Source organism: Lysinibacillus sp. LZ02, from assembly GCF_050613145.1.
Taxonomy (GTDB): domain Bacteria; phylum Bacillota; class Bacilli; order Bacillales_A; family Planococcaceae; genus Lysinibacillus_B.
In genome coordinates, this window is sequence record NZ_CP192507.1 from 401,400 (window position 1) to 424,785 (window position 23,386).

The following is a 23,386-nucleotide window of genomic DNA, read 5'->3' on the forward strand; positions in this document are numbered from 1 at the left end:
ATTACAGGGGCTAGGAGACGATATGTGCAAATGAAAAGAAAATGATTTCTTTTAGAGAAGAGAAATGTTTTTCTAGCATATTGAGAAGTATTTACTTTTGCCGTAGCGCGCCATAGCCATATGAGCCAAGATTTTCTTTACGACGAAAGCGTAGCGTCAGGAGCAGGAACAGGAGATCCAAACAGGCCCGGCCTGTTTTAGCTTCTGTGTAGGCTGTGGCAAAGCGCGGAGGCCACAATGACGCTTAAATTTAATATCATTTACTATTCACCTTGTATTTTTAGGATGTATTTTTGCTCATTCAGAATTATTAAATAGGTGGGAGTGGTGAAATCGAACCGCTTTTAAAAGTAGAGACGATTATGTCATAATATTTTGGAAAGAAATTAGAGTCTCGAATTAATTGGTGAGGAGATGCTGTTGTGAAGACTGTTTTTTCTTATATAAAACCTTACAAGTGGCCAGCGATGATTGCATTAATGTTAATGCTGATTGAGCTATTTGTGGAGCTTGTACAGCCGCTGATTATTGCCAAAATTATTAATGATGGTATTTTACAAGGGAATACAGGTGTCATTGGGCAATGGGGGATAATCATGTTTGGATTAGCAGGTGTTGCACTGGTTTCAGGTATTACCAATTCTTATTTTAGTGCACATACTGCTCAAAGTTTTAGTTATGATTTACGAAATGCATTATTTCGGAAAATCCAGTCGTTTACGATGGCGACTTATTTGAAGTTTCCGACGTCAAGCTTAATTACGCGTTTGACGAGTGATATTACACAGGTGCAGAGCGTGCTATTTATGAGTTTACGTATTATGCTTCGTGCGCCGCTATCTGTGATTGGCGGTATTACGATGGCGTTTTTTGTTAATGCCAAAATGGCGATGTTTTTACTGATAGGGGCACCTTTTTTACTTATTTTTTTAGTAGTCATGGTGAAAAAAGGGGTTACATATTTTTCAGTGGTGCAATTCCGTCTAGACCGTGTGAATCGCGTGTTGCAAGAAAGCTTACAAGGGATTCGATTAGTGAAGGCGTATATGCGCGGACAATACGAGGCGACACGCTTTAGCAAAGTGGCGTCAAACTTGCAAATTGATACGGTGAAGGCGCTACGTACGATGGAATTAATTATGCCTGTGCTAACGCTTATCATGAACTTTAGCTTGCTTGCGGTATTGTGGTTTGGCTCTGTGGAAGTGCGCAGTGGTGAGGCACAGGTCGGTGATTTAGTTGCTATCGTCAACTATACAATGCGTGTAACAGGTGCATTTTCAATGTTTGCATTTATCATTATTGCCTTTGCACGGGCGAAGGCGTCTGCTGAACGGATGGAAGAGATTTTGTTGATCGAAGAAGGAACGGAAGAGAAAGCAGGAGTTCAAGAGTTCGAGGCGTCAAAACGGGGTACAGTGTCGTTTCGTAACGTCACATTCCGATATCCTAATACGAACGCGGACGTGTTATCCAATGTATCGTTTTCGGTCTCACAAGGTGAAAAGCTGGCGATTATGGGGGCAACAGGTGCTGGGAAGTCAACGTTACTGAACTTAATTCCTCGCTTTTATGATGTCACTGGTGGAGAAGTGTATGTCAATGGTCGGAACGTGCAAGCGTGGGATTTAGATGTACTACGTGAGATGATTGGCTTTGTGCCACAGCAATCGATGCTTTTCACGGGATCCATCTTCAATAATGTACGCTGGGGGAAGCAAGAGGCTGAGCTAGAAGAAGTCCAGGTAGCGGCCGCACAAGCGCAAATTCACGGCGCAGTGGAAAGTTTTCCGGACGCGTATGACACACGTGTCGGTCAAAAAGGGGTTAACTTATCGGGTGGTCAAAAGCAACGTCTATCCATTGCCCGTGCGTTAATCCGAAAATCAACTATTTTAATTTTGGATGATAGTACGTCCGCACTTGATGTGAAAACAGAGGCAGCACTGTGGGAGGCGTTAGCGAAAGAGCAGGCAACGATGCTCGTCGTAACACAAAAAGTCCGAACGGCTCGCGATGCCGATAAAATTTTACTACTGGATGAAGGGCAAGTGGTTGGCTTTGGCACACATGAACAACTGCTTCGCACAAGCACGCTATACGAGAAAATTGTGGCGTCACAGCAGGAGGTGGAGTAGGTGAAATTCATACAAAATCCTTTTGGCTATGAGCGTATTTTAAGGAAGGAAGATTTAGGATCGGGAAAGAAGCCAAAGGGCGCACGTGCCAGTGACTGGAAACGCACACTCAGTCGAATTTGGCGCATTGTTGATGAACAGCGTGCCTTATTAGTTATGGTCCTTGTCATGGTTGTCATCAGCTCTGCTTTATCATTGATTGGGCCATTTTTAGTCGGTCAGATCATTGACTATTATGTGGTGCCGGGTGAATTTGAAGGGATGCGCACGATTATTCTTGCGCTAATTGGTGTGTATGTCGTGCTGTCGATTTCTTTATTTTTGCAAAACTACTGGATGATTGGCATCGCACAGCAAACGATTTACCGAATGCGTACAGGTGTGTTTGAGAAGCTACTGAAGCTACCCGTTCCATACTTTGATCAACGGCAACATGGGGAGCTGATGAGTCGCGCGACAAATGATATCGAAACGATCAGTTCGACATTAAACAGTTCTTTCATTCAAGTGTTTTCAAGTGTGCTGACATTAACAGGCACAGTCCTTGTTATGTTGTATTTAAGCCCCCTCTTAACGGTGTTGACGATGCTGATTATTCCGCTCATGTTTTGGGCGATGCGCTGGATTACGCGTCGTACAGGGAAGCTGTTTAAAGAGCAGCAAGCTGCATTAGGGGCTTTAAATGGGATGATTGAAGAAACGATTTCCGGTCAACGTGTAGTAAAGGCATTCTCGCAGGAAGAACGGGTAATTGAGGAATTTAGAGCGAAAAGCAGCCGTCTTCGCACGGTTGGCTTTTGGGCGCTTTCGTATTCAGGCTATATTCCGAAAGTGATGAATGGATTAAACAATATGAGCTTTGCGATTGTGGCGGGGATTGGCGGCTTACTGGCATTAAAAGGGCATGTGTCCATTGGAACGATTGTCATTTTCGCCGAATATGCGCGCCAGTTTACGCGTCCATTAAACGACTTAGCGAACCAGTTTAATACGGTGTTATCGGCTATCGCCGGTGCGGAGCGTGTATTTGCTGTGATGGATGAGCCGGCTGAGGAAGATAGCGGAAGTCAAGACGTGCAGCTGCGTGGTGCTGTCGCATTTCGGGATGTCTCCTTTAAATATGATGCAAATGCAGAAAATGACACATTACGTCACGTGAATTTTGCCATTGAGCCGGGGCAAACGGTCGCGTTAGTCGGTCCAACAGGTGCAGGGAAAACAACGATTATGCAGCTGATTGCAAGGTTTTATGACACAGCAAGCGGTTGTGTTGAATTTGATGGCCGTGACGTTCGTTCGATTGCGCGCCAAACGCTACGTAGTCAAATGGCGTTTGTGTTGCAAGACCCGTTTTTATTTGAAGCAACGGTGTACGATAATATTCGGTACGGAAAATTAGACGCGACCGATGAAGAAATTGTCGAAGCCGCGAAAAAGGCGAATGCCCATGATTTTATTATGAAACTAGGGGAAGGCTATAACACTGTATTATCAGCAGATGGTAGCGAGATTTCACAAGGGCAAAAGCAGTTGTTATCGATTGCCCGTGCGTTAGTAGCAGATCCTGTGATTTTGTTGTTAGATGAGGCAACCAGTTCCATTGATACGGTGACCGAAATGGAAATTCAAGAAGCGCTCGAAGTACTGATGGAAGGGCGCACAAGCTTTGTCATTGCGCATCGGTTAAATACGGTACGCAATGCAGATGTCGTCCTTGTGTTGCAGCAAGGAGAGATTGTGGAAGCCGGCTTGCAGGAGGAGCTCATCGCGCGCGATGGGATGTATGCAAGCATGCTGAAATCAATGGGAAGTCGCGCATAACGTGTTGGAAGTCGCGTAAACCGTGTTGGAACCCGCGTAAAAGTAGGGAGAAGTCGCGTAAAGCGTGCTGAAACTCGCGTAAAAGTAGGGAAGTCGCGTAAACCGTGTTGGAACCCGCGTAAAAGTAGGGAGAAGTCGCGTAAAGCGTGCTGAAACTCGCGTAAAAGTAGGGAAGTCGCGTAAAGCGTGTTGGAACCCGCGTAAAAGTAGGGAGAAGTCGCGTAAAGCGTGCTGAAACTCGCGTAAAAGTAGGGAAGTCGCGTAAAGCGTGTTGGAACCCGCGTAAAAGTGAGGAGAAGTCGCGTAAAGCGTGTTGGAACCCGCGTAAAAGTGAGGAGAAGTCGCGTAAAACTGGTTGAAACCCGCGTAAAAGTCACGGAAAACCGCGCATAAATCCGTCATCAACACTAATTGCATATTGCGAATCGTTCCTCTAAAATAAAGAACATCATTTTACAAGGAGTACGGAATATGAATTTTTCATTTATGACGGTATCGTTTCCCGTTGATGCAGAAACGTTGAGGGAGATGAAGATGCTTTGTGAGGAAGCCTACAAAATAGATGGGGTCCATTACGAATCGATTTTAAATTTGCCGAATGCACAAAATTATGAGGCGTCTGGATTTTTTGTGCTCGTCTATAACGACGAAGACAATCAATTAGTCGGCTTAGCGAGCGCGATTGATTTATTAGGGCTAAATACGTACGAATGGTCGATTGTCGTCTTACCGATGTACCGTCAAATCGGGCTAGGTGACGCGGTTTATCAGGTTGTGCGTGAAGGGTTGGATGTACGTGGGTCGGACGGCGAACTCGCGCTCATGATGGAAGGTGTTGTGAGTGGCAAGGCGTTTTTAGAAAAGCGCGGTTACGTTTATAGCTTTTCGGAAGCCACACTGGAAGCCCGTGCCGAAAAAGTAGAAAAACGTGATGATGTAACGATTCGTCCATTCAAGCTGACAGATACGGAAGCACTCGTGGAAATTTTCTGTGAAGCCTTTGGGGATTTGCAGGAAGAAGCGCTAGAGCTAATTACCTTTAATTCACAGACGGAGGGGCTTGTGCTGTGGGTTGCCGAAGAAAATGGCACAGTCGTTGGCACCGTGACGACACGTAAAGAAGGAGACGCCCATTGGGTAACAGCACTTGCGGTGCATCCGACATACGGGGGACGTGGCATTGGTACCGCATTGCTCAATTCGGTTAAGCAGCTCGCGTTTAACGGCGGTGAACAATTTGTCCTGTTAGATGTAGAGCTTGATAATAATCAAGCACTGGCCGTTTATCAAAAAGCAGGTTTTAGTAAATCTGCGCAAGTCGATTATTTTGCGTTCGGCGGGTAATGCTCGTTCGTCAGCATCATTATGAAGTTCAAAAGGGCATAATCGTACGTGCAGTAGCATATACTCCTATAAAGGAGATGATACGATGCGAATGCCAGCGTTACCGAAAGATAAGCCAGCGTCCAAACGTACGTCAGCGATTCACCGTTTAAAAGAAACATTAAGTAAATTAAAACGTAAAAGTCTATTTGTGAAAGTACCTGAACGAAAATAAGCTACGCCGATGGAAGAAATCAGCGTAGCTTTTTCTAATGGTCAAACACTTTATAATAAAAACGTTTCCCGACTCGGGCCTATTAAATACAGTTCGTGCATAGCCCGTGTTAACGCCACATATAACAGCTTGCGGTCAATCGGGTGATCATAAAAGGGCGTATCGAATGCGGCAATCATGACCGCATCAAATTCAAGCCCTTTTGCTAAATGACTTGGGACGACAAGGAGTTTTGATTGGTCGAGTGTAGCCGATTCATCTAGTAAATTCACATCCATTCCAGCTGCTGTTAACTGTGCCACCATTGTTTTGGCGTCGGCTGTTGTTTTAGCAATTAATGCAATGGAGCGGTGCCCATTACTCTTTATTTGATGATAGGTTTCGGAAATAATAGTAGGGTCAAACGCCTCGCAGGGCATAAAGGTCGGTTCTTGTCCATGCCTAACAACGGGTTCTACTAGCGGTAAATCTTCAGGCATCTTGGCTAAAATTTGATTGGCTACGTCCATAATTTCAATCGTTGTCCGATAGCTTTTTTGTAAAGTCGCATAGGTTGCTCGTGGGAACAGCTTCAATACGGAATCCCACTTGGTTAATGAACGATAGCTATGAATACCTTGTGCCAAATCGCCCACCATTGTAAACATATCGGTTTCCAGTCCAGCCTTTAGGGCGGCTAATTGGAATAATGAATAATCCTGAACTTCATCGATAAAGACAACACGCATTTTCCACTTGTCTGGGATGCCTTTTATACGGGCCTGTAAATAATAAAGCGCAGCTAAATCTTCCAGTACCCAGGCTTCTTTTTGATGGGCCGCTACAAATTGTTCGATTTCCTCAAACGACCATTCGGGTGCCAGTTCTGCTAGTAACATTCGATTCGTAACAAGCTCACGGTACATCGGTTTTATTTTGGCTTTTTCAAATTTCCGCATATAGCTCGTCGCAATGGATTTTACCTCTTGTTTAATTTTCGGGATACGCTCATCACGTTCATCGATATACTTTGTGACGATACGGCGGCGCTTTTCATCATCGTGAATGCCGTTAAGCGCACGACCAATCGCCTCCTCGTACTTGGCATTTAATGTGTGTAAAACAGCGGTTGTTTTTCGTTTTATCTCGGTTTGAATGACCTTCTTAATGCGTTCAAGTCGTTTTTCAATCGGCATATACGCAAACTCAATGAGAAATAGCTTTTGCAGGTGATGAGCCCGCATAATACGGTATTTTTCAATGAACACATCGTCAAAGAGCGCAACGAGTTGTTGCTCGTGCCTTTTGAGGTAGCGATCCATTATATGTTTGTATAACATCGAGCCTTTGATTTGAGCGATATTAAAGCGCGGGATGATGCCCGTATTGTTTTCTACGATACTTTCTAATTGTTCGTTTGGGTTTTGTAGTTTTAATTTGACGCTAATGGCATGTTGTACATACTCGGCATAGGTGGTTTGACAAATGCGATCAACGCCAAGCTCTGGTAGCACCTCACCAATGTATTCGATAAATAAATTATTCGGCGCTAAAATCATGAGTTGCTCAGGCTTAAAATGCTCGCCCATCGTATATAAAAAGTAAGAAATACGGTGAAGGGCAATCGTTGTTTTCCCAGAACCAGCAGCCCCTTGCACTAAAATCGGTTGGCGTAAGTGCGCACGAATAATTTCATTTTGTTCTTTTTGAATCGTCGATACAATTTCGGTTAAACGGACGTCCGCTTTTCCTTCTAGTGCCTCCTGCAACAATTCATCATTGGTCGTTAAATCGACATCACGGAAATCGAGCAGCTCACCGCCTTCAATTTTATATTGGCGTTTGGCAAACAGATGTCCGCTATGCTCCTCGTCTCGCACCATATACGTCAAATCACCAAGCCGTCCGTCATAGTAAACATTGGCGACAGGAGAGCGCCAATCGACGATAATCGGTTCGTGTGTGTCTCGGTGAAAGAGCGAGGTTTTGCCGATATATAAAAGCTCCTCTTGTTCTCCGTCTCGCTGAAAATGAATACGCGCAAAATACGGCTTGTTCATAACGCCTTCTAAAGCTTCCTTTTGATGGCGCACCATTTCAAAAAAGCGCGAGTTCGTCAAAATATTTAAAAAGCTGTCACTGGAATCGATATAGTCTACGTTTGCCATAGCTGCTCGAATGTTTTCCTGTGACGATTTTAAATCAGCTTCCGATATCGCTACTAATGTGTCCATATAATTGCGCGTATTACGTAAGCGCTCTGTTTCTTGTTGAAAATCGGGATGTTGCATCGATGTCGCCTCCTATCGCTTCATCAAGTGAAATGTGGTAGGGGGAGTCCCCTGTAAAGAAAATTAGAATTTCATCCTACTATATGTGCTATGATAGATTCAACAAATAGAGGAAGGGCAGGGATCGTGATGATGATGTTCGCTTCGATATTTATTGCACTCAGTGTCATTTCAATAGCTGGCCTCCTATCTGGCATCATTCTTCATAAAGAACAGCAAGAAATGAAAGAACTTTAGGGAAAAATAATAAAAACAATAGCTCGCTCTCAGCGTAGGGCGAGCTATTGTTTTACCATTTGGCTAGATGTTCTTCGATACAGCCAAGCATTTGGCTAATTCGTAATGCGCCATTTTCTAGTTTGACGTATCCATTATAGTAGCCAACTAGTTGATGGACTTCTGAGCGAATGAGCTTGGCATCTGTTTTGGCTACACGTTCAAAAAACGGGGTGAACGTTAAGTTGACCGTGTCGCTAAATTTAGAGGTAATCGCCCATGGCTTCATAAAGTGCGTCGGGTCATAGTGAAATAATACATCTTCATGGATTTTGGTCATGATCCCGTCCACAAACACGGCATTTTCCGTCATACCGGTGCCATCTGTCCACTTGCCACCGAAATTGAGCCCGATCCGACGCCCGCGCATCTTTTGGCTCGCCATGCCCCAGTTCCATGTTGCCTCACGCGGCCAAACACCACGACCAAAATCAAGTACAGCATAACTTTCTTCTTCGCTAAATGTATAACGGCGCTCACCGATTTTTACAATCCCAGTCGTTGGAAGGGTATGGTGTTTTGCCGTAAATTGAAACAGCTGACGATTCCACGGAATGACGACATTGAGTGAGTCATCATCTGCGGGGTGGTGAATCGTTAATTCTGCCTGCAAGCGTTCGCCATCAAAATCTGGGCATGTGACAGATAAATGGGTATCCCCGTTAAAATAGGAAATGCGAATACGTAATTCACTGTTGCCATAGCTGACAGTTTCGAGTACTTGTGTCGGCATTTTCACTTTTGTGCCGAGTGGAATGACAATTGTTTTTTCAACATAACGTTGAGTCTCGTACTCTAGAAAATAAACAAAGCAAACAGCTGCATAGTCTAGATGACTAATCGTGGCAGAAAATAAAATATCTTCTCCGTATACGCACCAATAATTCCACTTCTTTTTTCGCATAAAATGACCGCTTAAATTACAATCGATGATGGGTTTTCGTGCATAGCCAATTGCTTCAGGGTTTAAATTTCCTTTTTTATCACAAAGCAATGTTGGTACTAGTATTTCTCTTTCGGCATGCTGCTTCATGTCCTCATCCCCTTTACGCCCTTCTTTTTATATCCATATTGTAACAAACTGAAGGTATATTTGTTGAGAATCGCACATGATATTTTAATATATTTTTGATTGGTTCAATTGCCAAATATATGTTGGTGAACGGGCATATAAGAATAGAGAAAGGGGGCGTACCATATTCCGACATATTACAACCGTGATGCAGCGGTGGAATATGCAAACAGCTGGTGGGATGGCCGCAATTCGAACTTTCCGTCCTTTGCCGTAGATTGTACAAATTTTATTTCACAATGTTTACTAGCAGGTGGTGCACCGATGTGGGGAGCACCGAACCGAGGAACGGGCTGGTGGATTACGTCTGGTTGGCGTAGTGGGCGAGAAGGGCATTATCCAAATGAAACGTGGAGTTATAGTTGGTCTGTGGCACATAGCTTAAGGTGGTATCTTGAAACATCGAAGAGAGGATTGACCGCGAAACAAGTCAGCGATGTTTCAGAGCTTGAGCTAGGTGATGTGATTTTATATGACTTTGAAGGAACGGGCGTCATTGACCATAGTACCATTGTGACGAGTATACGAAATGGTGTCCCATACGTGCATGCACATACAAACGATAGTGCGAATAGGCACTATGAATATCGTAACTCAGGGGCATACACACCGAATATTAAATATTATTTTTATAAAATTAGTGATGTGTTTTCAGGGTAAGTATAGTACGAGATTCCGATTGAAGGCTGTTTGAAAAAATGGTGAAATGTGTTAAGGTTGGTTGTAGGAAAAAACAGACGACGTAAACACGAGTAGTTACGGTCTATTTTGAAGGAGTGATTTTGGAAATGAACACACAATCGTTATCGATCAGAGAAGCTATTATGAATCGCCGTTCAATTAAATTATTTAACGGTCAGCCAGTGGATCGTGAAGATTTACTAACAATCATTGATGATGCAGTATGGGCGCCGAATCATGGCAATCGTGAACCGTGGCGCTTAGTTGTAGCGTGTGGTCCAGAACTAGCGCAATTGCATGAATTGTTACGCGACCTAGCTGTTCCGAAATGGCGTGAGCTGACAGCAGAAGAGCTTGAAAATCAAATGAAAAAATTCACGCTACCAGGTGGCTATGCGTTTGTTATCGTACCGGAAGATGTACGTCAAAAAGAGCGTTTAGAGGATTTAGGCGCAGCATCAAGCTTTATTCAAAATATGCAACTACTTGCATGGGATAAAGGCATCGGTGCTTGTTGGAAAACACCACCATTTTTAGATGCACCAAAATTCCGTGAAGCATTGAAGGTAGCACCAGGAGAACGTGTGATAGCGATGCTACAATTTGGTTATTTCGATGAATTACCAAAAGCAAAAGCACGCAAAACAGCAGAACAAATCGTCACAACGTTTGGCGAATAATAGAAAGCGAGTCACTTCAACTTTGTTGGAGTGGCTTTTTTTATGAAATCACACGGTTAAAGAAAAAATGATGGTAAAAGCATAAAAGCATCAGGAACAGGGCATTTTTATAGTAAAAGAAGGAGGTTGTTTAAGATGCACAAAATCAAATGGTTAGTCATTCCACTGAGCTTTTTACTACTAACAGCTTGTAATAAGGATAATGATGAAGCAACAAATGTACCAAATGATGCGCCAACACAACTAGAAAATGAAACAACGGCAGGTGGTAATGGGACAAATGTTACGAATACGCCAGCAGCAAATGCGCCATTTAACTTTACACATTTTTCATTAGATGTGGATTACTCGGATACGCAAAGTTTTGAAGCGGAGTATGAGAATGAGGAATCGGGTGTAGAGGCTTCGATTGGGGATGATGTCAATGGGGAAAAATTAGATGGGAATGCAGCCTATGATAAGCTCGAACCGATCTTTAAGTCGTTCACATTTGATGCTGCAACAGCTGAGGTAGATGTCATTGCAGAAGTGATGAAGGCATTTGACTTAGCCGATAACTACCAAAAACTCGAACTCGATATTCGCTTCTCAGATGGGACAGAAAAAGAATATCATGCACAAAAATAGGTGCTTATTGTTTGATCAATTATTTTGATGAGCCAAACGCGGTTAACCGGTCAAAAAGTGCGTGTATGAGCAAAACGCTGCGTTATCCGGTCAAAACAGCCGGGTAAACGAGCAAAACCTGGGTGTAAGCGAGCAAAAAGCGCGGCTATCCGGTCAAAAAGTGCGTGTGCGAGCCAAACGCCGCGTTATCCGGTCAAAACAACCGGTTGAACGAGCAAAACGCCATGATAAGCAGTTAATACTCGGCAATGATGTAACATAACTAAAAACAAAAAAGGTGTGGCCACTATTTGGCTACACCTTTTTTAGTTTGAAAAAATGTCTTGTAAAGAATGGGCTTCTTGAATGGCTTCTAGTTGAAAGTGCGGGGGTGTGTTTTGAATACCGGCACCTCCGATGAAAAATTTAATATGTGGCACCGTTTTAGCAAATGCATCAATGGCTCGAATCGCTTGCCCTTCGTCTTCCCATACGGCTTGTGTGGAAGCGGTTAACAACACGATCGATGGGTTCGTCAGGCGGACGGTTGATTCGATTGCGGTCGGAGCGGGGGCTGGCCCGAGCATCAGTGTACGATAGCCACGAAGCATACATTGGATAAGTAAAATGTGGATCGGGATTTCATGTCGCTCCTTCGGCAAACAGCTACCAACCACAAGGGGTGCATGTTCAGGTACATGAAAACGACGGCGTAAATTCGCTAAAAAGTCCCGAATCGTTTGGCTACTCACCGCTTCTTGATATTCCCCCCATTTTTTTTCACACCACAATTCCCCAATGCGTCTTAAAAACGGGGTAATGATTTGTTGCAGTAATACCTCTATCCCAAATAAATGATGGGCTTGCTCAAGTAAGTGCAAAATTTTCTGATCGTCCGCTAGTTTCCCTGCTTCCTCTAGGGCAAATAAAAAGTAGGTTATTTGATCGGTAGGGACTTCTGGCTGTTCTACTTGTTCCTCTTCCTCTTGTTGTACAAGCATAGCTGCCTGCTTCACCGAGTGCCCTGCTTCTGTTAAGACAATAATTTGCTGTAGCCGTGCTACTTCCGCTTCGTTGTAAATGCGGTAGCCATTATCGAGTCGCTCGGGCGTAATAATACCGTAGCGATCTTCCCATTTTCGGATGACTTGCTTCGATAAACCGGTCATTTCCGCTACTTGCTGAATCGAATATGTGCGTTTTTTATTCATGCCATTCCCTCAATTTTATAAATTCATTCAAACCGTTGTGACTACCTGTTCCTACTAACATTCAACGAAAAAATCAATTAGTTGTCAAACATTGTATAACTAATGTACAATGTTTGTATAACATTATAGCACTTTAATAGCGGTTTGAGTATAAAATATACAGTAATTGATGCACTAATCAAATAAACCTTGTACGTCTTTGTATAAGGTTTAACTCGGAGGGGAAATCGATGAAAAACATAGCAATTGTAGGAGCAGGTCCAGGAGGATTAGCCGCGGCAATGCTGCTTGCCCATAAAGGATATACAGTACAGGTGTATGAAAAGCAACCGTATGTAGGGGGGCGCACGAGTGAAATCCAATTAGGAGATTATAAGTTTGATATGGGGCCTACGTTTTTAAATATGCTCTATATTGCGGAAGAAATTTTCGAGCTGACAGGACGCAAACTACAAGATTATGTAGAGTTATATGATTTAGACCCAATGTATGAGCTGGTCTTTCATGATAAAAAAATCAACATGACACGCAATGCCCATGAAATGATCAAACAAATTAACGAGGTGTTTCCAGGCAATGAGGGCGGGTACGAAGCGTATATTCAAAAAACACAAAAAAAGCTCGAAGTATTAGCGCCAGTACTACAATCACCGATGAATCGTTTTACAGATATGTTAAAGCCGCATGTATTAAAGGCGGTAGGTGAGCTAGAAATTGGCAAATCACTCGTAGATACACTATCACAGTTTTATAAAGATGAAGATTTACAATTAGCCTTCACATTCCAAGCGAAATACCTTGGGATGTCACCGTGGGAAAGTCCAGGTGCCTTCTCGATTCTTTCTTATATTGAGCATGCATATGGTGTGTATCATGTCAAAGGGGGACTCAATCGTTTAACTCAAGCAATGGCACGAGTAGCGTGTGAAATGGGCGTGAAAATTTATACGAATTGTGGCGTGAAACAGCTCGTGACAGCTGGTCGGAAAGTAACGGGATTAACACTGGAAAATGGCGAGGTCGTGCAGGCGGATGAAGTAGTGATCAATGGCGATTTTGGTCATGTCATGACAAATTTAGTGGAGCCAGGTGTGCTGAAAAAATATACCCCTGAAAAAATGGCGAAAAAGCCGTTATCTTGCTCTACATTTATGCTCTATCTTGGGGTGAATAAACGATTTGACGATTTGGCGCATCATACGATTTGGTTTGCCAAAGACTACCGTAAAAACGTAGAAGAAATTACAAAGACGAAACTGTTATCAGATGATCCGTCAATTTACATTCAAAATGCAGTCGTGACAGATCCGACAGTGGCACCAGCAAGTAAGTCTACGTTGTATATTTTAGTCCCTGTCCCGAATAATACGAGTGCTATTGATTGGGATGCTGTATCAGGGGAATTCCGCAATATGGTATTGCGTATGGTGGCAGAAAAACTAGGAGAGCCACATTTAGAAAATTTAATTGAAGAGGAACGTATGATTACCCCGAAAGATTGGGAGAATGATATTAATGTATATAAAGGAGCTACATTCAATTTAGGTCACCAATTAACACAAATGCTGGCATTCCGTCCACGCAATAAATTTGAAGAGCTGGACTGCTGTTGGCTAGTTGGTGGTGGGACACATCCAGGAAGTGGCTTACCGATTATTTTAGAATCAGCCCGCATTACGGTAAACGGCATTTTAGCGCAAGATCAAAAAGCATTGTTCCCAGTGAAGCCATTACCGAACGGCTCGACGTATAAACCGGTGAGGACAGTATCCAAACCAATTGTACAAATGTAGCGGCTCGTCACTGGAGTACGAGGTTGGTAGATGAATCGAAATCAACCTCGCTTTTGAATTATGAGCGTTTCATTTGAAGGGATTTGTTAAAAATCGGTATAAATATAATGTATGAAGAGAAAACTATGATTATAGAAAAGAGGAACATATATGAGTAAACACCCATTAGAACGATGGGGTGAAATGATGGGCGGGAAAAAATCGAGATGGGTTGTGCTTGCCTTATGGGTTGCGTTTGCAGTTATTCTTGCCACTGTTTTCCCTCAAGTCAATAATGTAGAAAACTATTCGGGTGCAGATTTACCTGAAGAGATGATGTCCATGAAGGCGAATGCGATTATTGATGAAGAGTTTTCGTCTGATGCCGGCTTACCATTACTCATTGTATGGTATAAAGAAGCCGGTCTTGACCGGACAGACTTGCAGCATATTCAAAGTTTATATGGACAGTTAAGTGAAAAGCCGTTAGCAGATCAACAATTAGTGCCTCCCTATCATCAAATGTCAACAGAAGCATTAATGGGGTCTTTATCGGAAAACGGTCAGTCCATTGTGACGCCAATTTTCTTTGCGGCAGATGTCGATACGGATACATTAAAGGAAAACTACGATGAAATTCGCCGTATGACAGAGGAAATTACAGGTGCGAATCCGTATGATACGGAAAGCTTAGCAGAAGATGGCTTACACGCTCGTTTTTCAGGTCCAGCGGGAATTGTGGTCGATGCAACGAAGTTATTTGAATCGGCAGACTTCCAGTTAATGGCGGCGACGGTCATTATTATTTTAGTTATTTTACTTGCCATTTATCGTTCGCCTATTTTAGCCGTGATTCCATTAGTCGTTGTCAGTATCGCATACCTTGTCGTGAGTCCGATTCTTGGCTATATGGCCGAAAGTGGTTGGATTGATAAAGATGCGCAAGCGGTATCGATTATGGTCGTGCTCTTATTTGGTGCAGGCACGGACTATTGTTTATTTTTAATTACTAAATATCGCGATATGTTGCTCGAGGAAGAGAATAAGTTCTTTGCTTTAGCAAGAGCGGTACGTGAGTCCACTGGTGCCATTGTTATGAGTGGGTTAACGGTTGTCATTGGGCTTGCAACACTTGGACTGGCGGATTACGGTGCGTTCCAACGTTTTGCTGTGCCATTTAGCTTAGGGGTATTATTAACGGGCTTTGCGGTCATTACATTACTGCCTGCAGTACTGGCCATTTTAGGGCGTGGCGCCTTTTGGCCATTCGTTCCGCGTACGCCAGACATGGCGAAAGCAGTGGCTGAGCAAAAGAAGAAGCCGTATAAAGAGCCGAAACAAAATCATCGCTTTATGCGCAGCGTCGGGAATTTTGCGACGAGCAATCCATGGATTGTCATCCTTTTGACAGGTGCCATTTTAATGGGGCTTGCGTATGCTTCGACAACGATTAAGTATAGTTATGATTTATTGTCGTCATTCCCAGAAGACCTAGGCTCTCGTGAAGGCTTCGCAATCATTGAAGAAAACTTTTCTGCTGGTGAACTGGCACCTGTGAAAGTCATTGTCGATACGGAAGGAAAGGATATCAACATTGCTGAACAGCTTGCCGCTTTACCATATGTAGCCTTAGTCGACGATGTACAAATCGGTGAACACCGTTCGAATTATCAACTGTATGAAGTCGATTTAGATAAAAATCCATATTCAAACGAAGCGATGGATGATGTGAATCAAATGAAGGAAGATTTAAAGTCCATTGTGGGAGAAGCAGAACTAGGCGAGGCGAATTTCTGGATCGGTGGCGAAACGAGTACGCAAATTGATACACGTGATGTGCAAGCAAGAGATGAAGGCTTAGTAGAACCGATCATGATCATCATCATTTTCCTTGTATTACTACTGTATTTACGTGCATTTATCACATCTTTGCATTTAATGGTGACAGTCATTGTCTCATTCTTCGCGGCATTAGGTGCAGGCTGGTTAATCATGACGGGGTTACTCGGCCATGAAGCGATGGCAAGTTCGATTCCACTCTATAGCTTCGTGTTTATTATAGCGCTTGGTAATGATTATAATATCTTTATGATTTCGGATATTTGGAAAAATCGTAAGCGCGGCCTTGGTCATACAGAGGCGATTGCAAGTGGAGTTGCTTCTACGGGTGCGGTCATTACATCCGCTGGGCTTATTTTAGCGGGAACGTTTACAGTCCTTGCCACGTTACCGATTCAGCTATTAGTGCAGTTCGGGTTGGTGACAGCGATAGGGGTATTACTTGATACATTTATTGTTCGTCCATTATTAGTACCGTCACTGATTACCGTGTTTGGCAGGCTATCCTACTGGCCGGGCAATCTATGGCGAAAAGAATGATTAAAGTAGCGTCGCTCATGCAGGTGAGCGGCGTTTTCTTTTTCCGGATTGAAACTTTTTCCACACGCTACCGTATATACTAAAAAGGCAAGTAACAGGGGGCGATTGGATGTATATGTACGAGATCGTGAATATTGAAGTAGGGAAACTGACCGGCAAGATTAAAGAGGATATTGACCGCACGATTCACGACTATGCAAAGCAAGGCTGGCGTTTACATAGCTGTGTGCCGATTAATAATGGGGCGTCTGGCATGACCGGCGAAATTAAAGTCATTTTTGAGAAAGAAATGTAAAAGGGATATACACGGGGTTTATAGAATCATACCTATGTAACGAAAAGGGAGGCTATATGATGTTCAAAAAAATTGCTGCAGATGCATTAGGGTTATCCGATATTGGGGTCGTTGTACCGCGAGCGGACTTTGATAAAACAGATGCCGATGATTTTATTTTTAATGAAATCGACGAGCAAATTTATTTCCTCATTAAAACAAAGGCAGATGAGTATTGCTTTACGAACTACGGTTTAATCCATGTAGACGGCGCAAATGCCATCAGCAAAAAGCGTATGCTGCGCCGCTATGATTATGAGCATAGCACGATTGATAACGTCCTACTTGAAACAGCGGGGACGATTGATCTCGATGTGGAGATTAAATTTACAATCGGTAGCACGTCGTTATCGATTGATATTCACAAAAAATTCCTGAGTGAAATCAAAGACTTGTATAAGGCGCTACATGCGATTTCACTGGAACAACAGTCGAATGCCTATAAGCTAGAGGCAGCGAAACAAAGCTTGACTTTGGCTTCCAGCGCACTTGGACGGATTGGCAATGATGAAGTGTCACCTGCGACATCCTTTGAAGACATTACGAAATTTGCACATAGCTGGCTTTTACAAAATAAAAAAGCGTATGTGAAAAAAGATTTCGGCGATGTGTTTGAGAAGTATATTAATAACTAAACGAGAGCATCCACTGCACAAGTGGATGCTTTTTTATATGCTACAATAGTAATAGTATGGAAAGAAATGGGCGATGTGAATGAAGAAAAAGAAGATAGTATACTACGGTGTTTATGGTCCCTTGTTTAAAGGGGTTGTACATTCGGGACAAGAATTCAAAGAGCAAGTATCAGGAAAAAAGGGAATGTACGGTAAACGATTTAAAACAGAGCAAGAAGCGCTGGAATGGGTAGAAAACTTCATATCCCCGGCAGAAAAACACCAGCTACATCAATCGGGTGATGCATGCGTGTATGCGATTTATGGCCCAGATTTTACAGGGGTAGTGCATTCAAAAGAAGAGTTTGTTGAAAAGGTGTTCCGCAAAAAGGGGATGCGTGGCAAAAAATGTGTCAATGAACAACAAGCACAAAAGTGGATGGACTCCTTTACACAACGAGGGAAAAAGAAGAAAAAAGCAAAGCAGATGGTAGACATACCAGATACGGTGTTATTTGTAGAGCCGACACCGACAGAACCAAAGCAACAGGTGGTTCTTTATATTGATGGTGGTTATAAAAATAACCGAGGGACATATGGCGTTGTAGCGTATTCGGCGAAAAGCATTGAGCCCATTTACCGAGATTTCGGCTATGTGTACGATGAGCGTTTTAATGCGTTGAAAAATACAGGGGCAGAATTAATGGCTTGCCTGCGCGGATTAGAATGGGCATTTGCCAACAATATGGATCAAGTATGCATCATTTATGATTTTGAGGGGATCGTGAGTCATTGTGATAAAACCCAGTCAAATGAAGCCCTCACCCTTTATCAGCAAATGATGGGGAATTTTAAAAAGCATCTGCATATTCACTTTTTACATGTGCGGCACGCCAACAAGACTCTTCACGCAGAAGCCCACCGTTTAACACAGTTAGTCCTGTAGCAAGCTTGTAGTGGAATTTTAGCATGCTATTCGAGCCAGTTGTACAGCCTTATCTGACAATGAGAAGAAGGAATTGCATGTGAAATCAACGTACTCGCTAATATATTTCATGGACTTTTTCAGCCCCCTCATGGCGATAGGGGGCTTTTTGATATCAATTATCACGAAGTGTCATAAAGAAAAAGTGGTGAAAAACATATTTTTTTACATATCGTTAAAGTATTTTTTACAATCTCTTCATAAATGTGTGCGTACCTCTATATATCAATGTTTTTGAGGCCTGTGTATTCTGGTCTAGGACAAAACGAACTTGCATAATTTTTGTACAAATTTTATTCTATTGCAACATAAAAGGTTGTGGGGTGAAGCGGTTGGATGAGCAGGAATTAGTAGTGAAGGATTATTTACTACAAGGAATCGCTGCGGGGGATTTTTCGCACGATGGAAAAATGCCAAGTGAATATACATTAGTGGAGATGTTTGGCGTTCCACGTATAAAGGTACGGAATGTTTATAACCTGTTGGAGAAAATGGGTTTTATTTATTCGCAGAAAGGAATTGGACGTTTTTTAAGGCATCAGCAAAAACCGTTAGAGGTCGTGATGTCTGGGGATATCAGCTTTAGCGAAAAAATGCTCAACCATACATCCAACTATAAATCGATTGTGACAAAAATTGAGCAGGTGTCAAAAGACCATGTCATTTTTAGCAAGCCGTATGTTACGGAAGGCACACTGTATTTAATTGAACGGTTGCGCTTTATTGACGGGGAACCGGCTGCGATTCATCGCTCGTATGTCGTGGCTGAAAATATGCCTGAGGTGAAGCAAGTGAATAACCGTTTAACTTCTATGTACCAGTTTTATAAGCAGCATGGTGTCAATCAATTCCGTAGTTCCTTCTCACAATTATCCGTGACATTTCCAAATGAGCTGGACCGGACATTGCTTGACTGTGAAATATTAGTGCCCCTTGTGAAAGTAGAATCGGACAATTGGGATGCAGAGCGTAATGTATTACTGGAATATACCGAAATTTTATACCGAACAGATCGCTTCTTTTTTCAAATATAGCGTGAAAAGACTTCAGACAAATATTGTTTGAAGTCTTTTTTTGATGGGGAAGAAAACATTCATTATCCATAAATCCTCACATGGCGCCATTTTTGTAAAAGTGAATTTACAGGAACTTCACGAAACCTTTTCACTACGCCACTTGGCGACAAGTTAAGGTAATGGTGAAAGGAGTTGGTCATGTGAAACGAGCTGAACGGACCAAATTATTAATTGAGGTTGGACGTGAAGAAGCATTACAGATGGCAAATGAAGTTTGTACACAACACGAGGTGATTGAAATACAAGCGCCAAGAGAGGGGCTTGTCATGATTAAAATGCGGGAATCCGCACAGCAATCACTTTTTTATATAGGGGAAACGTTAGTCACAGAAACAAAGGTGAAAATTGGTGAGGCATTTGGGCTTGGACTCGTTCGAGAGTATGAGCCGGAGCTGTCAAAAGCACTGGCGATCATAGATGCGGCCTATAATGGACAACTGCCTGAAGTAGCTGCGTGGGAGGAAATATTTACAAAACTTTCACAACGGCTCGAACAGGAACAGCACGAGGTGAAACGCTCCATCGAACGGACAAAAGTACAGTTCGATACGATGTCGATTTAAGGAGGAGAAAAAATGGAAATGACACATTTTACTCAGCAAACATTTCGGACGTTAATGGATTGCTTTGCGCGACCAGGCAAAAAAGAGGCAGTACAACCATTGCATGCTGTTGACGGACTATATGCTGAAACACTATCTGTTTTAATGACATTGCTCGATGGAGAAGTGAGCTTCCAAACGGTTGGTGAAGAGGAGCGACTGCAACGCGAGCTACGTGCATGGACTGGTGCTAAGATGAACGAGTTTGGCGCGGCTGATTTTATCATTGTGCCTGCACAAGCGAAAGAGGAGCAAGTACTGGAAGCATTGGCGGTAGCGAAAATAGGTGATTTAATTGACCCGCAGCAATCGGCTACATTCGTGATGGAAGTAGCGCAGGATCAAACAAAGACGGTATATGCATTAACGGGACCAGGCATTCAGCATCAGGAAGTAATGGAAATCGCATTATCTCCGGACATTGTGCAACTACGTGCGAAGCGAAATCGCGAGTTTCCGCTCGGAGTTGATTTCATTTTGATTGATGAAGCCGGTAAGGTACTTGCTTTACCACGAACAACGATGATGAAAGAGGTGAGCAACTAATGGCATATGTAGCAGTGCGAGGCGGGGCAGAGGCGATTGACGCTTCTTTAGAGCATTTACAGTATGAGCGCGTCAAGCATGGTGCCCACGTATCTGTGCAAACGTTACAGGCAACGATGCGCGGCTTTTTAGATCAAGTGATGTCTGAAAGTAGCTTATATAGTGAACGTTTAGCCTCTTTAGCGATGAAGCAAAGCGAGGGGAATGCAGAGGAGGCCGTGTTTTTACTACGTGCTCACCGTTCCACGTTGCCACGGTTATATTATTCAACAGTAACAGATGCACGTGAAATGTTTGTATTGCGACGCATTTCAGCAAGCTTTAAAGATATTCCAGGTGGACAAATACTAGGGGCTTCCCACGATTATTTACATCGTTTGTTGGACTTTGAGCTGCTGGAGGAGACGGCGGCAGATGTGGTGCGAAAGAAAGCCCAATTTGAACAAATCGATACACCTGAAGAAAGTCAGCTTCCTTTAGAACAACTCCCTAAAGTAATGGATTATTTACGTGAAGAAGGATTAGTGCGAGAGTTTCCGTTAAATGATCAGGAGCCAAGCGATGTGACGAAGCAAGCGATGGCGTTTCCAACAAATCGTTCTCAGCGCTTGCAAACATTAACGCGAGGCCAAACGGGGACAGTTACATCACTTGGCTATGCAGGTTTACGTGGCTACGGTGCATCCCATCCAAATGTGGGTGAGGTACGAGTAGGCTGGCAACCAATCTACGTGGCATTAGAAGACGAGGCAGACCCTTACTATATTGGGGCTATTAAGCTAACGGAAGTAGAGTCCTTTATTCCAGTTGATGTAGATGAAGAGGGGCAACAAGTATTGGAATTTGATATTGGCTACGGGGCCTGTTTTGGACAAAACGAAACGAAGGCGATTGCGATGTCGATCGTGGATCATGCGTTAGAAGTCGGGGGCGATTCGCCAATCCATGATGAAGAGTTTGTTCTACTTCACGTTGATATCATTGAATCGACAGGATTCATTTCACATTTAAAAATGCCACATTACGTGACATTCCAAGCATTGTTAGAACAAATCCGCAGCATCAAAAAGGAGGGGAACCGATGAGTACAGTACCATTTGCATTGTTAGATGAACAATCAAAGCGTGAAATCCGACGAGCTATTTTGAAGGGGATTGCGATTCCAGGCTACCAAGTACCATTTGCCTCACGTGAGCTGCCGATTGCCCGCGGCTGGGGAACAGGGGGCTTGCAGGTGACACTTGCATTAATCGGGAAAGAGGATGTGCTAAAGGTTATCGATCAAGGCTCAGATGATTCCGTCAATGCGGTTAATATTAAAAAGCTTGTGACGAAAACAACCGGTGTGCAAACAACGATTCGCACGCAGGATGCAACGCTTGTGCAATCACGTCACCGTATTCCAGAAGTGCCATTGCGCCCAGATCAAGTATTAGTGCTACAAGTGCCAGAGCCAGAGCCATTACGTGACATTGAGCGAAGTGAATATAAAACAAAGCGCTATCATGCAGAAAAAGAATATAGCGGTGCGTATTTAATGTTATTTGAGCAAATTATGCGCTATAACCAAACGTCGCAAGGGGCGGATTATCCGGTACTCGTGAACGGTCGCTATGTCATGAATCCAAGTCCGATTCCGCGTTTTGATAATCCGAAAATCCATGAAAGTGATGCGCTAATCCTTTTCGGGGCGGGGCGTGAGAAAAAGATTTACGCTGTCCCACCTTACACAAAAGTAGAATCGCTTGCATTTGAGGACTATCCGTTTGTCGTCGAGCAATTTGAAGGGAAGGCTTGTCGAGAAACAGGCTTAACAGGAGTCTATTTAGATGAGCTCACAGATGAAGTCACAGGGGAAACGTACTATTTGTGTAACGATACGAGTTATATGAAAGAAAAATTACAGCAAAAGGTGGCAGCAAAATGACGCAAGAACAACCGGTATTAACGATTCGGCAGTTATCTAAGCAGTATGGCGATGGTTGTGCGCATTGTCAGCAAGAAGAGGCGAAGCTTGAAAAAAACTTTTGCCCTGTTTGTAAAACCGTCTATGCTTGTCGAAATGTTTCATTGGATTTATACCGCGGCGAAATATTAGGGATTGTCGGGGAAAGTGGTAGCGGTAAATCAACCTTTATGAAAAGTCTTTATTTTGATGAAACCGTTACATCAGGCGAGGGCTATTTAACGGATTACGAAAATGGCGATGTCAATATTTTTACGGAATCGAGCCAAATGAAGCGCCATATTCGCAATACGATTTTAGGTATGGTGTACCAAAATCCGATGCTTGGACTGAAAATGGATTTTTCATCGATGAGTAATATTGCAGAAAAGCAAATTGCAGCAGGCAATCGCCACGTTCGGAATATGGAGGAGCGTAGCCTGGAGCTACTGCGACATGTGAATATTCCAGTGCACCGAAGTAAGGAAGCACCGAAAAACTTCTCAGGTGGGATGCAGCAACGTGTGCAGATTGCTAAAGCATTGTCTAATAATCCACCGATTCTACTATTAGATGAAGTAACAACAGGACTCGATTTATCGGTACAGGCAGATGTTTTAGATTTAATCAAATCGATTCAACGTGAATTAAACATTTCTATGATTGTCGTATCGCATGATTTAGCGGTCATTCGTATGCTCGCTGATCGCACGATTGTCATGCTGAACGGGGAAATTATCGAGCATGGTTTAACGGATCAAGTGTTAGAGGACCCGCAGCACGAATACACACAACAATTAGTTTACTCATTACTATAAGG

The 23,386-nt window shown here is 43.1% G+C and carries 22 protein-coding genes; 19 read left to right on the forward strand and 3 right to left on the reverse strand.

Going from position 1 to position 23,386, the window contains the following annotated elements:
* Positions 1-422 precede the first annotated feature (422 nt).
* The 4 genes from ACQQ2I_RS01845 to ACQQ2I_RS01860 all read left to right on the forward strand — a co-directional run bounded on the left by ACQQ2I_RS01845 (position 423) and on the right by ACQQ2I_RS01860 (position 5,517).
* Entirely contained in the window at positions 423-2,138 is a 1,716-nt protein-coding gene (locus ACQQ2I_RS01845) for an ABC transporter ATP-binding protein (protein ID WP_431028860.1), read from the forward strand.
* On the forward strand, positions 2,139-3,959 hold the full coding sequence (locus tag ACQQ2I_RS01850; RefSeq protein WP_431028861.1) for an ABC transporter ATP-binding protein: 1,821 nt from the start codon (positions 2,139-2,141) through the stop codon (positions 3,957-3,959).
* Between the two features lie 471 nt (positions 3,960-4,430).
* On the forward strand, positions 4,431-5,303 hold the full coding sequence (locus ACQQ2I_RS01855; RefSeq protein ID WP_431028862.1) for a GNAT family N-acetyltransferase: 873 nt from the start codon (positions 4,431-4,433) through the stop codon (positions 5,301-5,303).
* Positions 5,304-5,388: 85 nt separating this feature from the next.
* Positions 5,389-5,517, forward strand: coding sequence for a hypothetical protein (locus ACQQ2I_RS01860; RefSeq protein WP_391368247.1), 129 nt, complete (start codon positions 5,389-5,391; stop codon positions 5,515-5,517).
* 50 nt (positions 5,518-5,567) lie between these two features.
* On the opposite strand, the gene helD is transcribed toward ACQQ2I_RS01860, so the two are convergent.
* Together helD and ACQQ2I_RS01870 are read right to left on the reverse strand one after the other, a co-directional pair.
* Entirely contained in the window at positions 5,568-7,787 is a 2,220-nt protein-coding gene (helD, locus tag ACQQ2I_RS01865; RefSeq protein ID WP_431028863.1) for an RNA polymerase recycling motor HelD, read from the reverse strand.
* Between the two features lie 289 nt (positions 7,788-8,076).
* A complete protein-coding gene (locus tag ACQQ2I_RS01870; protein WP_431028864.1) occupies positions 8,077-9,096 on the reverse strand; it encodes a DUF2804 domain-containing protein in 1,020 nt (339 codons plus the stop codon).
* A gap of 165 nt (positions 9,097-9,261) precedes the next feature.
* Here ACQQ2I_RS01870 and ACQQ2I_RS01875 point away from each other — a divergent pair, with 165 nt between their 5' ends.
* The 4 genes from ACQQ2I_RS01875 (at position 9,262) to ACQQ2I_RS01890 (ending at position 11,385) form a co-directional block, all read left to right on the forward strand.
* Complete coding sequence (locus ACQQ2I_RS01875; RefSeq protein WP_431030429.1) at positions 9,262-9,795, forward strand: amidase domain-containing protein; 534 nt, start codon at positions 9,262-9,264, stop codon at positions 9,793-9,795.
* Between the two features lie 128 nt (positions 9,796-9,923).
* Positions 9,924-10,496, forward strand: a complete 573-nt coding sequence (locus ACQQ2I_RS01880) for a nitroreductase family protein (RefSeq protein WP_431028865.1) — start codon at positions 9,924-9,926, stop codon at positions 10,494-10,496.
* Positions 10,497-10,631: 135 nt separating this feature from the next.
* Positions 10,632-11,123, forward strand: a complete 492-nt coding sequence (locus tag ACQQ2I_RS01885; protein WP_431028866.1) for a YusW family protein — start codon at positions 10,632-10,634, stop codon at positions 11,121-11,123.
* Between the two features lie 61 nt (positions 11,124-11,184).
* Positions 11,185-11,385 carry a hypothetical protein gene (locus ACQQ2I_RS01890; RefSeq protein ID WP_431028867.1) on the forward strand — a complete coding sequence of 67 codons (201 nt, stop codon included), beginning with the start codon at positions 11,185-11,187 and terminating at the stop codon, positions 11,383-11,385.
* A gap of 43 nt (positions 11,386-11,428) precedes the next feature.
* Here the strand turns inward: ACQQ2I_RS01890 and ACQQ2I_RS01895 are convergent, their stop codons facing one another.
* Complete coding sequence (locus ACQQ2I_RS01895; protein ID WP_431028868.1) at positions 11,429-12,313, reverse strand: MerR family transcriptional regulator; 885 nt, start codon at positions 12,311-12,313, stop codon at positions 11,429-11,431.
* A 230-nt stretch (positions 12,314-12,543) separates the two neighbouring features.
* Between ACQQ2I_RS01895 and ACQQ2I_RS01900 the strand changes: the two genes are divergently transcribed.
* The 11 genes from ACQQ2I_RS01900 to ACQQ2I_RS01950 all read left to right on the forward strand — a co-directional run bounded on the left by ACQQ2I_RS01900 (position 12,544) and on the right by ACQQ2I_RS01950 (position 23,384).
* A complete protein-coding gene (locus tag ACQQ2I_RS01900) occupies positions 12,544-14,106 on the forward strand; it encodes a phytoene desaturase family protein (RefSeq protein ID WP_431028869.1) in 1,563 nt (520 codons plus the stop codon).
* 150 nt (positions 14,107-14,256) lie between these two features.
* Entirely contained in the window at positions 14,257-16,464 is a 2,208-nt protein-coding gene (locus ACQQ2I_RS01905; RefSeq protein ID WP_431028870.1) for an MMPL family transporter, read from the forward strand.
* Positions 16,465-16,573: 109 nt separating this feature from the next.
* Positions 16,574-16,759, forward strand: coding sequence for a DUF4177 domain-containing protein (locus ACQQ2I_RS01910; protein ID WP_431028871.1), 186 nt, complete (start codon positions 16,574-16,576; stop codon positions 16,757-16,759).
* A gap of 59 nt (positions 16,760-16,818) precedes the next feature.
* On the forward strand, positions 16,819-17,433 hold the full coding sequence (locus ACQQ2I_RS01915) for a PH domain-containing protein (RefSeq protein WP_431030430.1): 615 nt from the start codon (positions 16,819-16,821) through the stop codon (positions 17,431-17,433).
* Positions 17,434-17,512: 79 nt separating this feature from the next.
* Entirely contained in the window at positions 17,513-18,358 is an 846-nt protein-coding gene (locus ACQQ2I_RS01920) for a hypothetical protein (RefSeq protein ID WP_431028872.1), read from the forward strand.
* Between the two features lie 362 nt (positions 18,359-18,720).
* Positions 18,721-19,431: a GntR family transcriptional regulator gene (locus ACQQ2I_RS01925; RefSeq protein WP_431028873.1), complete on the forward strand. Its 711-nt coding sequence runs from the start codon at positions 18,721-18,723 to the stop codon at positions 19,429-19,431.
* Between the two features lie 182 nt (positions 19,432-19,613).
* Positions 19,614-20,036 carry a phosphonate C-P lyase system protein PhnG gene (phnG, locus tag ACQQ2I_RS01930; RefSeq protein ID WP_391368208.1) on the forward strand — a complete coding sequence of 141 codons (423 nt, stop codon included), beginning with the start codon at positions 19,614-19,616 and terminating at the stop codon, positions 20,034-20,036.
* Between the two features lie 12 nt (positions 20,037-20,048).
* Entirely contained in the window at positions 20,049-20,621 is a 573-nt protein-coding gene (gene phnH / locus ACQQ2I_RS01935) for a phosphonate C-P lyase system protein PhnH (RefSeq protein ID WP_431028874.1), read from the forward strand.
* On the forward strand, positions 20,621-21,706 hold the full coding sequence (locus tag ACQQ2I_RS01940; RefSeq protein WP_431028875.1) for a carbon-phosphorus lyase complex subunit PhnI: 1,086 nt from the start codon (positions 20,621-20,623) through the stop codon (positions 21,704-21,706). The genes phnH and ACQQ2I_RS01940 overlap by 1 nt, the downstream gene beginning before the upstream one ends.
* Positions 21,703-22,548 carry an alpha-D-ribose 1-methylphosphonate 5-phosphate C-P-lyase PhnJ gene (locus tag ACQQ2I_RS01945; protein WP_431028876.1) on the forward strand — a complete coding sequence of 282 codons (846 nt, stop codon included), beginning with the start codon at positions 21,703-21,705 and terminating at the stop codon, positions 22,546-22,548. The genes ACQQ2I_RS01940 and ACQQ2I_RS01945 overlap by 4 nt, the downstream gene beginning before the upstream one ends.
* Complete coding sequence (locus tag ACQQ2I_RS01950) at positions 22,545-23,384, forward strand: ATP-binding cassette domain-containing protein (protein ID WP_431028877.1); 840 nt, start codon at positions 22,545-22,547, stop codon at positions 23,382-23,384. Before ACQQ2I_RS01945 ends, ACQQ2I_RS01950 begins: the two co-directional genes overlap by 4 nt.
* Positions 23,385-23,386: the final 2 nt, after the last annotated feature.

Excerpts from the sequence above, each read along its gene's own strand:
- ACQQ2I_RS01855 (WP_431028862.1), top strand. The coding sequence starts at position 4,431 with ATGAATTTTTCATTTATGACGGTATCGTTTCCCGTTGATGCAGAAACG.
- ACQQ2I_RS01860 (WP_391368247.1), top strand. The coding sequence starts at position 5,389 with ATGCGAATGCCAGCGTTACCGAAAGATAAGCCAGCGTCCAAACGTACG.
- helD (WP_431028863.1), bottom strand. The coding sequence starts at position 7,787 with ATGCAACATCCCGATTTTCAACAAGAAACAGAGCGCTTACGTAATACG.
- ACQQ2I_RS01870 (WP_431028864.1), bottom strand. The coding sequence starts at position 9,096 with ATGAAGCAGCATGCCGAAAGAGAAATACTAGTACCAACATTGCTTTGT.
- ACQQ2I_RS01880 (WP_431028865.1), top strand. The coding sequence starts at position 9,924 with ATGAACACACAATCGTTATCGATCAGAGAAGCTATTATGAATCGCCGT.
- ACQQ2I_RS01885 (WP_431028866.1), top strand. The coding sequence starts at position 10,632 with ATGCACAAAATCAAATGGTTAGTCATTCCACTGAGCTTTTTACTACTA.
- ACQQ2I_RS01895 (WP_431028868.1), bottom strand. The coding sequence starts at position 12,313 with ATGAATAAAAAACGCACATATTCGATTCAGCAAGTAGCGGAAATGACC.
- ACQQ2I_RS01900 (WP_431028869.1), top strand. The coding sequence starts at position 12,544 with ATGAAAAACATAGCAATTGTAGGAGCAGGTCCAGGAGGATTAGCCGCG.
- ACQQ2I_RS01905 (WP_431028870.1), top strand. The coding sequence starts at position 14,257 with ATGAGTAAACACCCATTAGAACGATGGGGTGAAATGATGGGCGGGAAA.
- ACQQ2I_RS01910 (WP_431028871.1), top strand. The coding sequence starts at position 16,574 with ATGTATATGTACGAGATCGTGAATATTGAAGTAGGGAAACTGACCGGC.
- ACQQ2I_RS01915 (WP_431030430.1), top strand. The coding sequence starts at position 16,819 with ATGTTCAAAAAAATTGCTGCAGATGCATTAGGGTTATCCGATATTGGG.
- ACQQ2I_RS01920 (WP_431028872.1), top strand. The coding sequence starts at position 17,513 with ATGAAGAAAAAGAAGATAGTATACTACGGTGTTTATGGTCCCTTGTTT.
- phnH (WP_431028874.1), top strand. The coding sequence starts at position 20,049 with ATGGAAATGACACATTTTACTCAGCAAACATTTCGGACGTTAATGGAT.
- ACQQ2I_RS01940 (WP_431028875.1), top strand. The coding sequence starts at position 20,621 with ATGGCATATGTAGCAGTGCGAGGCGGGGCAGAGGCGATTGACGCTTCT.
- ACQQ2I_RS01945 (WP_431028876.1), top strand. The coding sequence starts at position 21,703 with ATGAGTACAGTACCATTTGCATTGTTAGATGAACAATCAAAGCGTGAA.
- ACQQ2I_RS01950 (WP_431028877.1), top strand. The coding sequence starts at position 22,545 with ATGACGCAAGAACAACCGGTATTAACGATTCGGCAGTTATCTAAGCAG.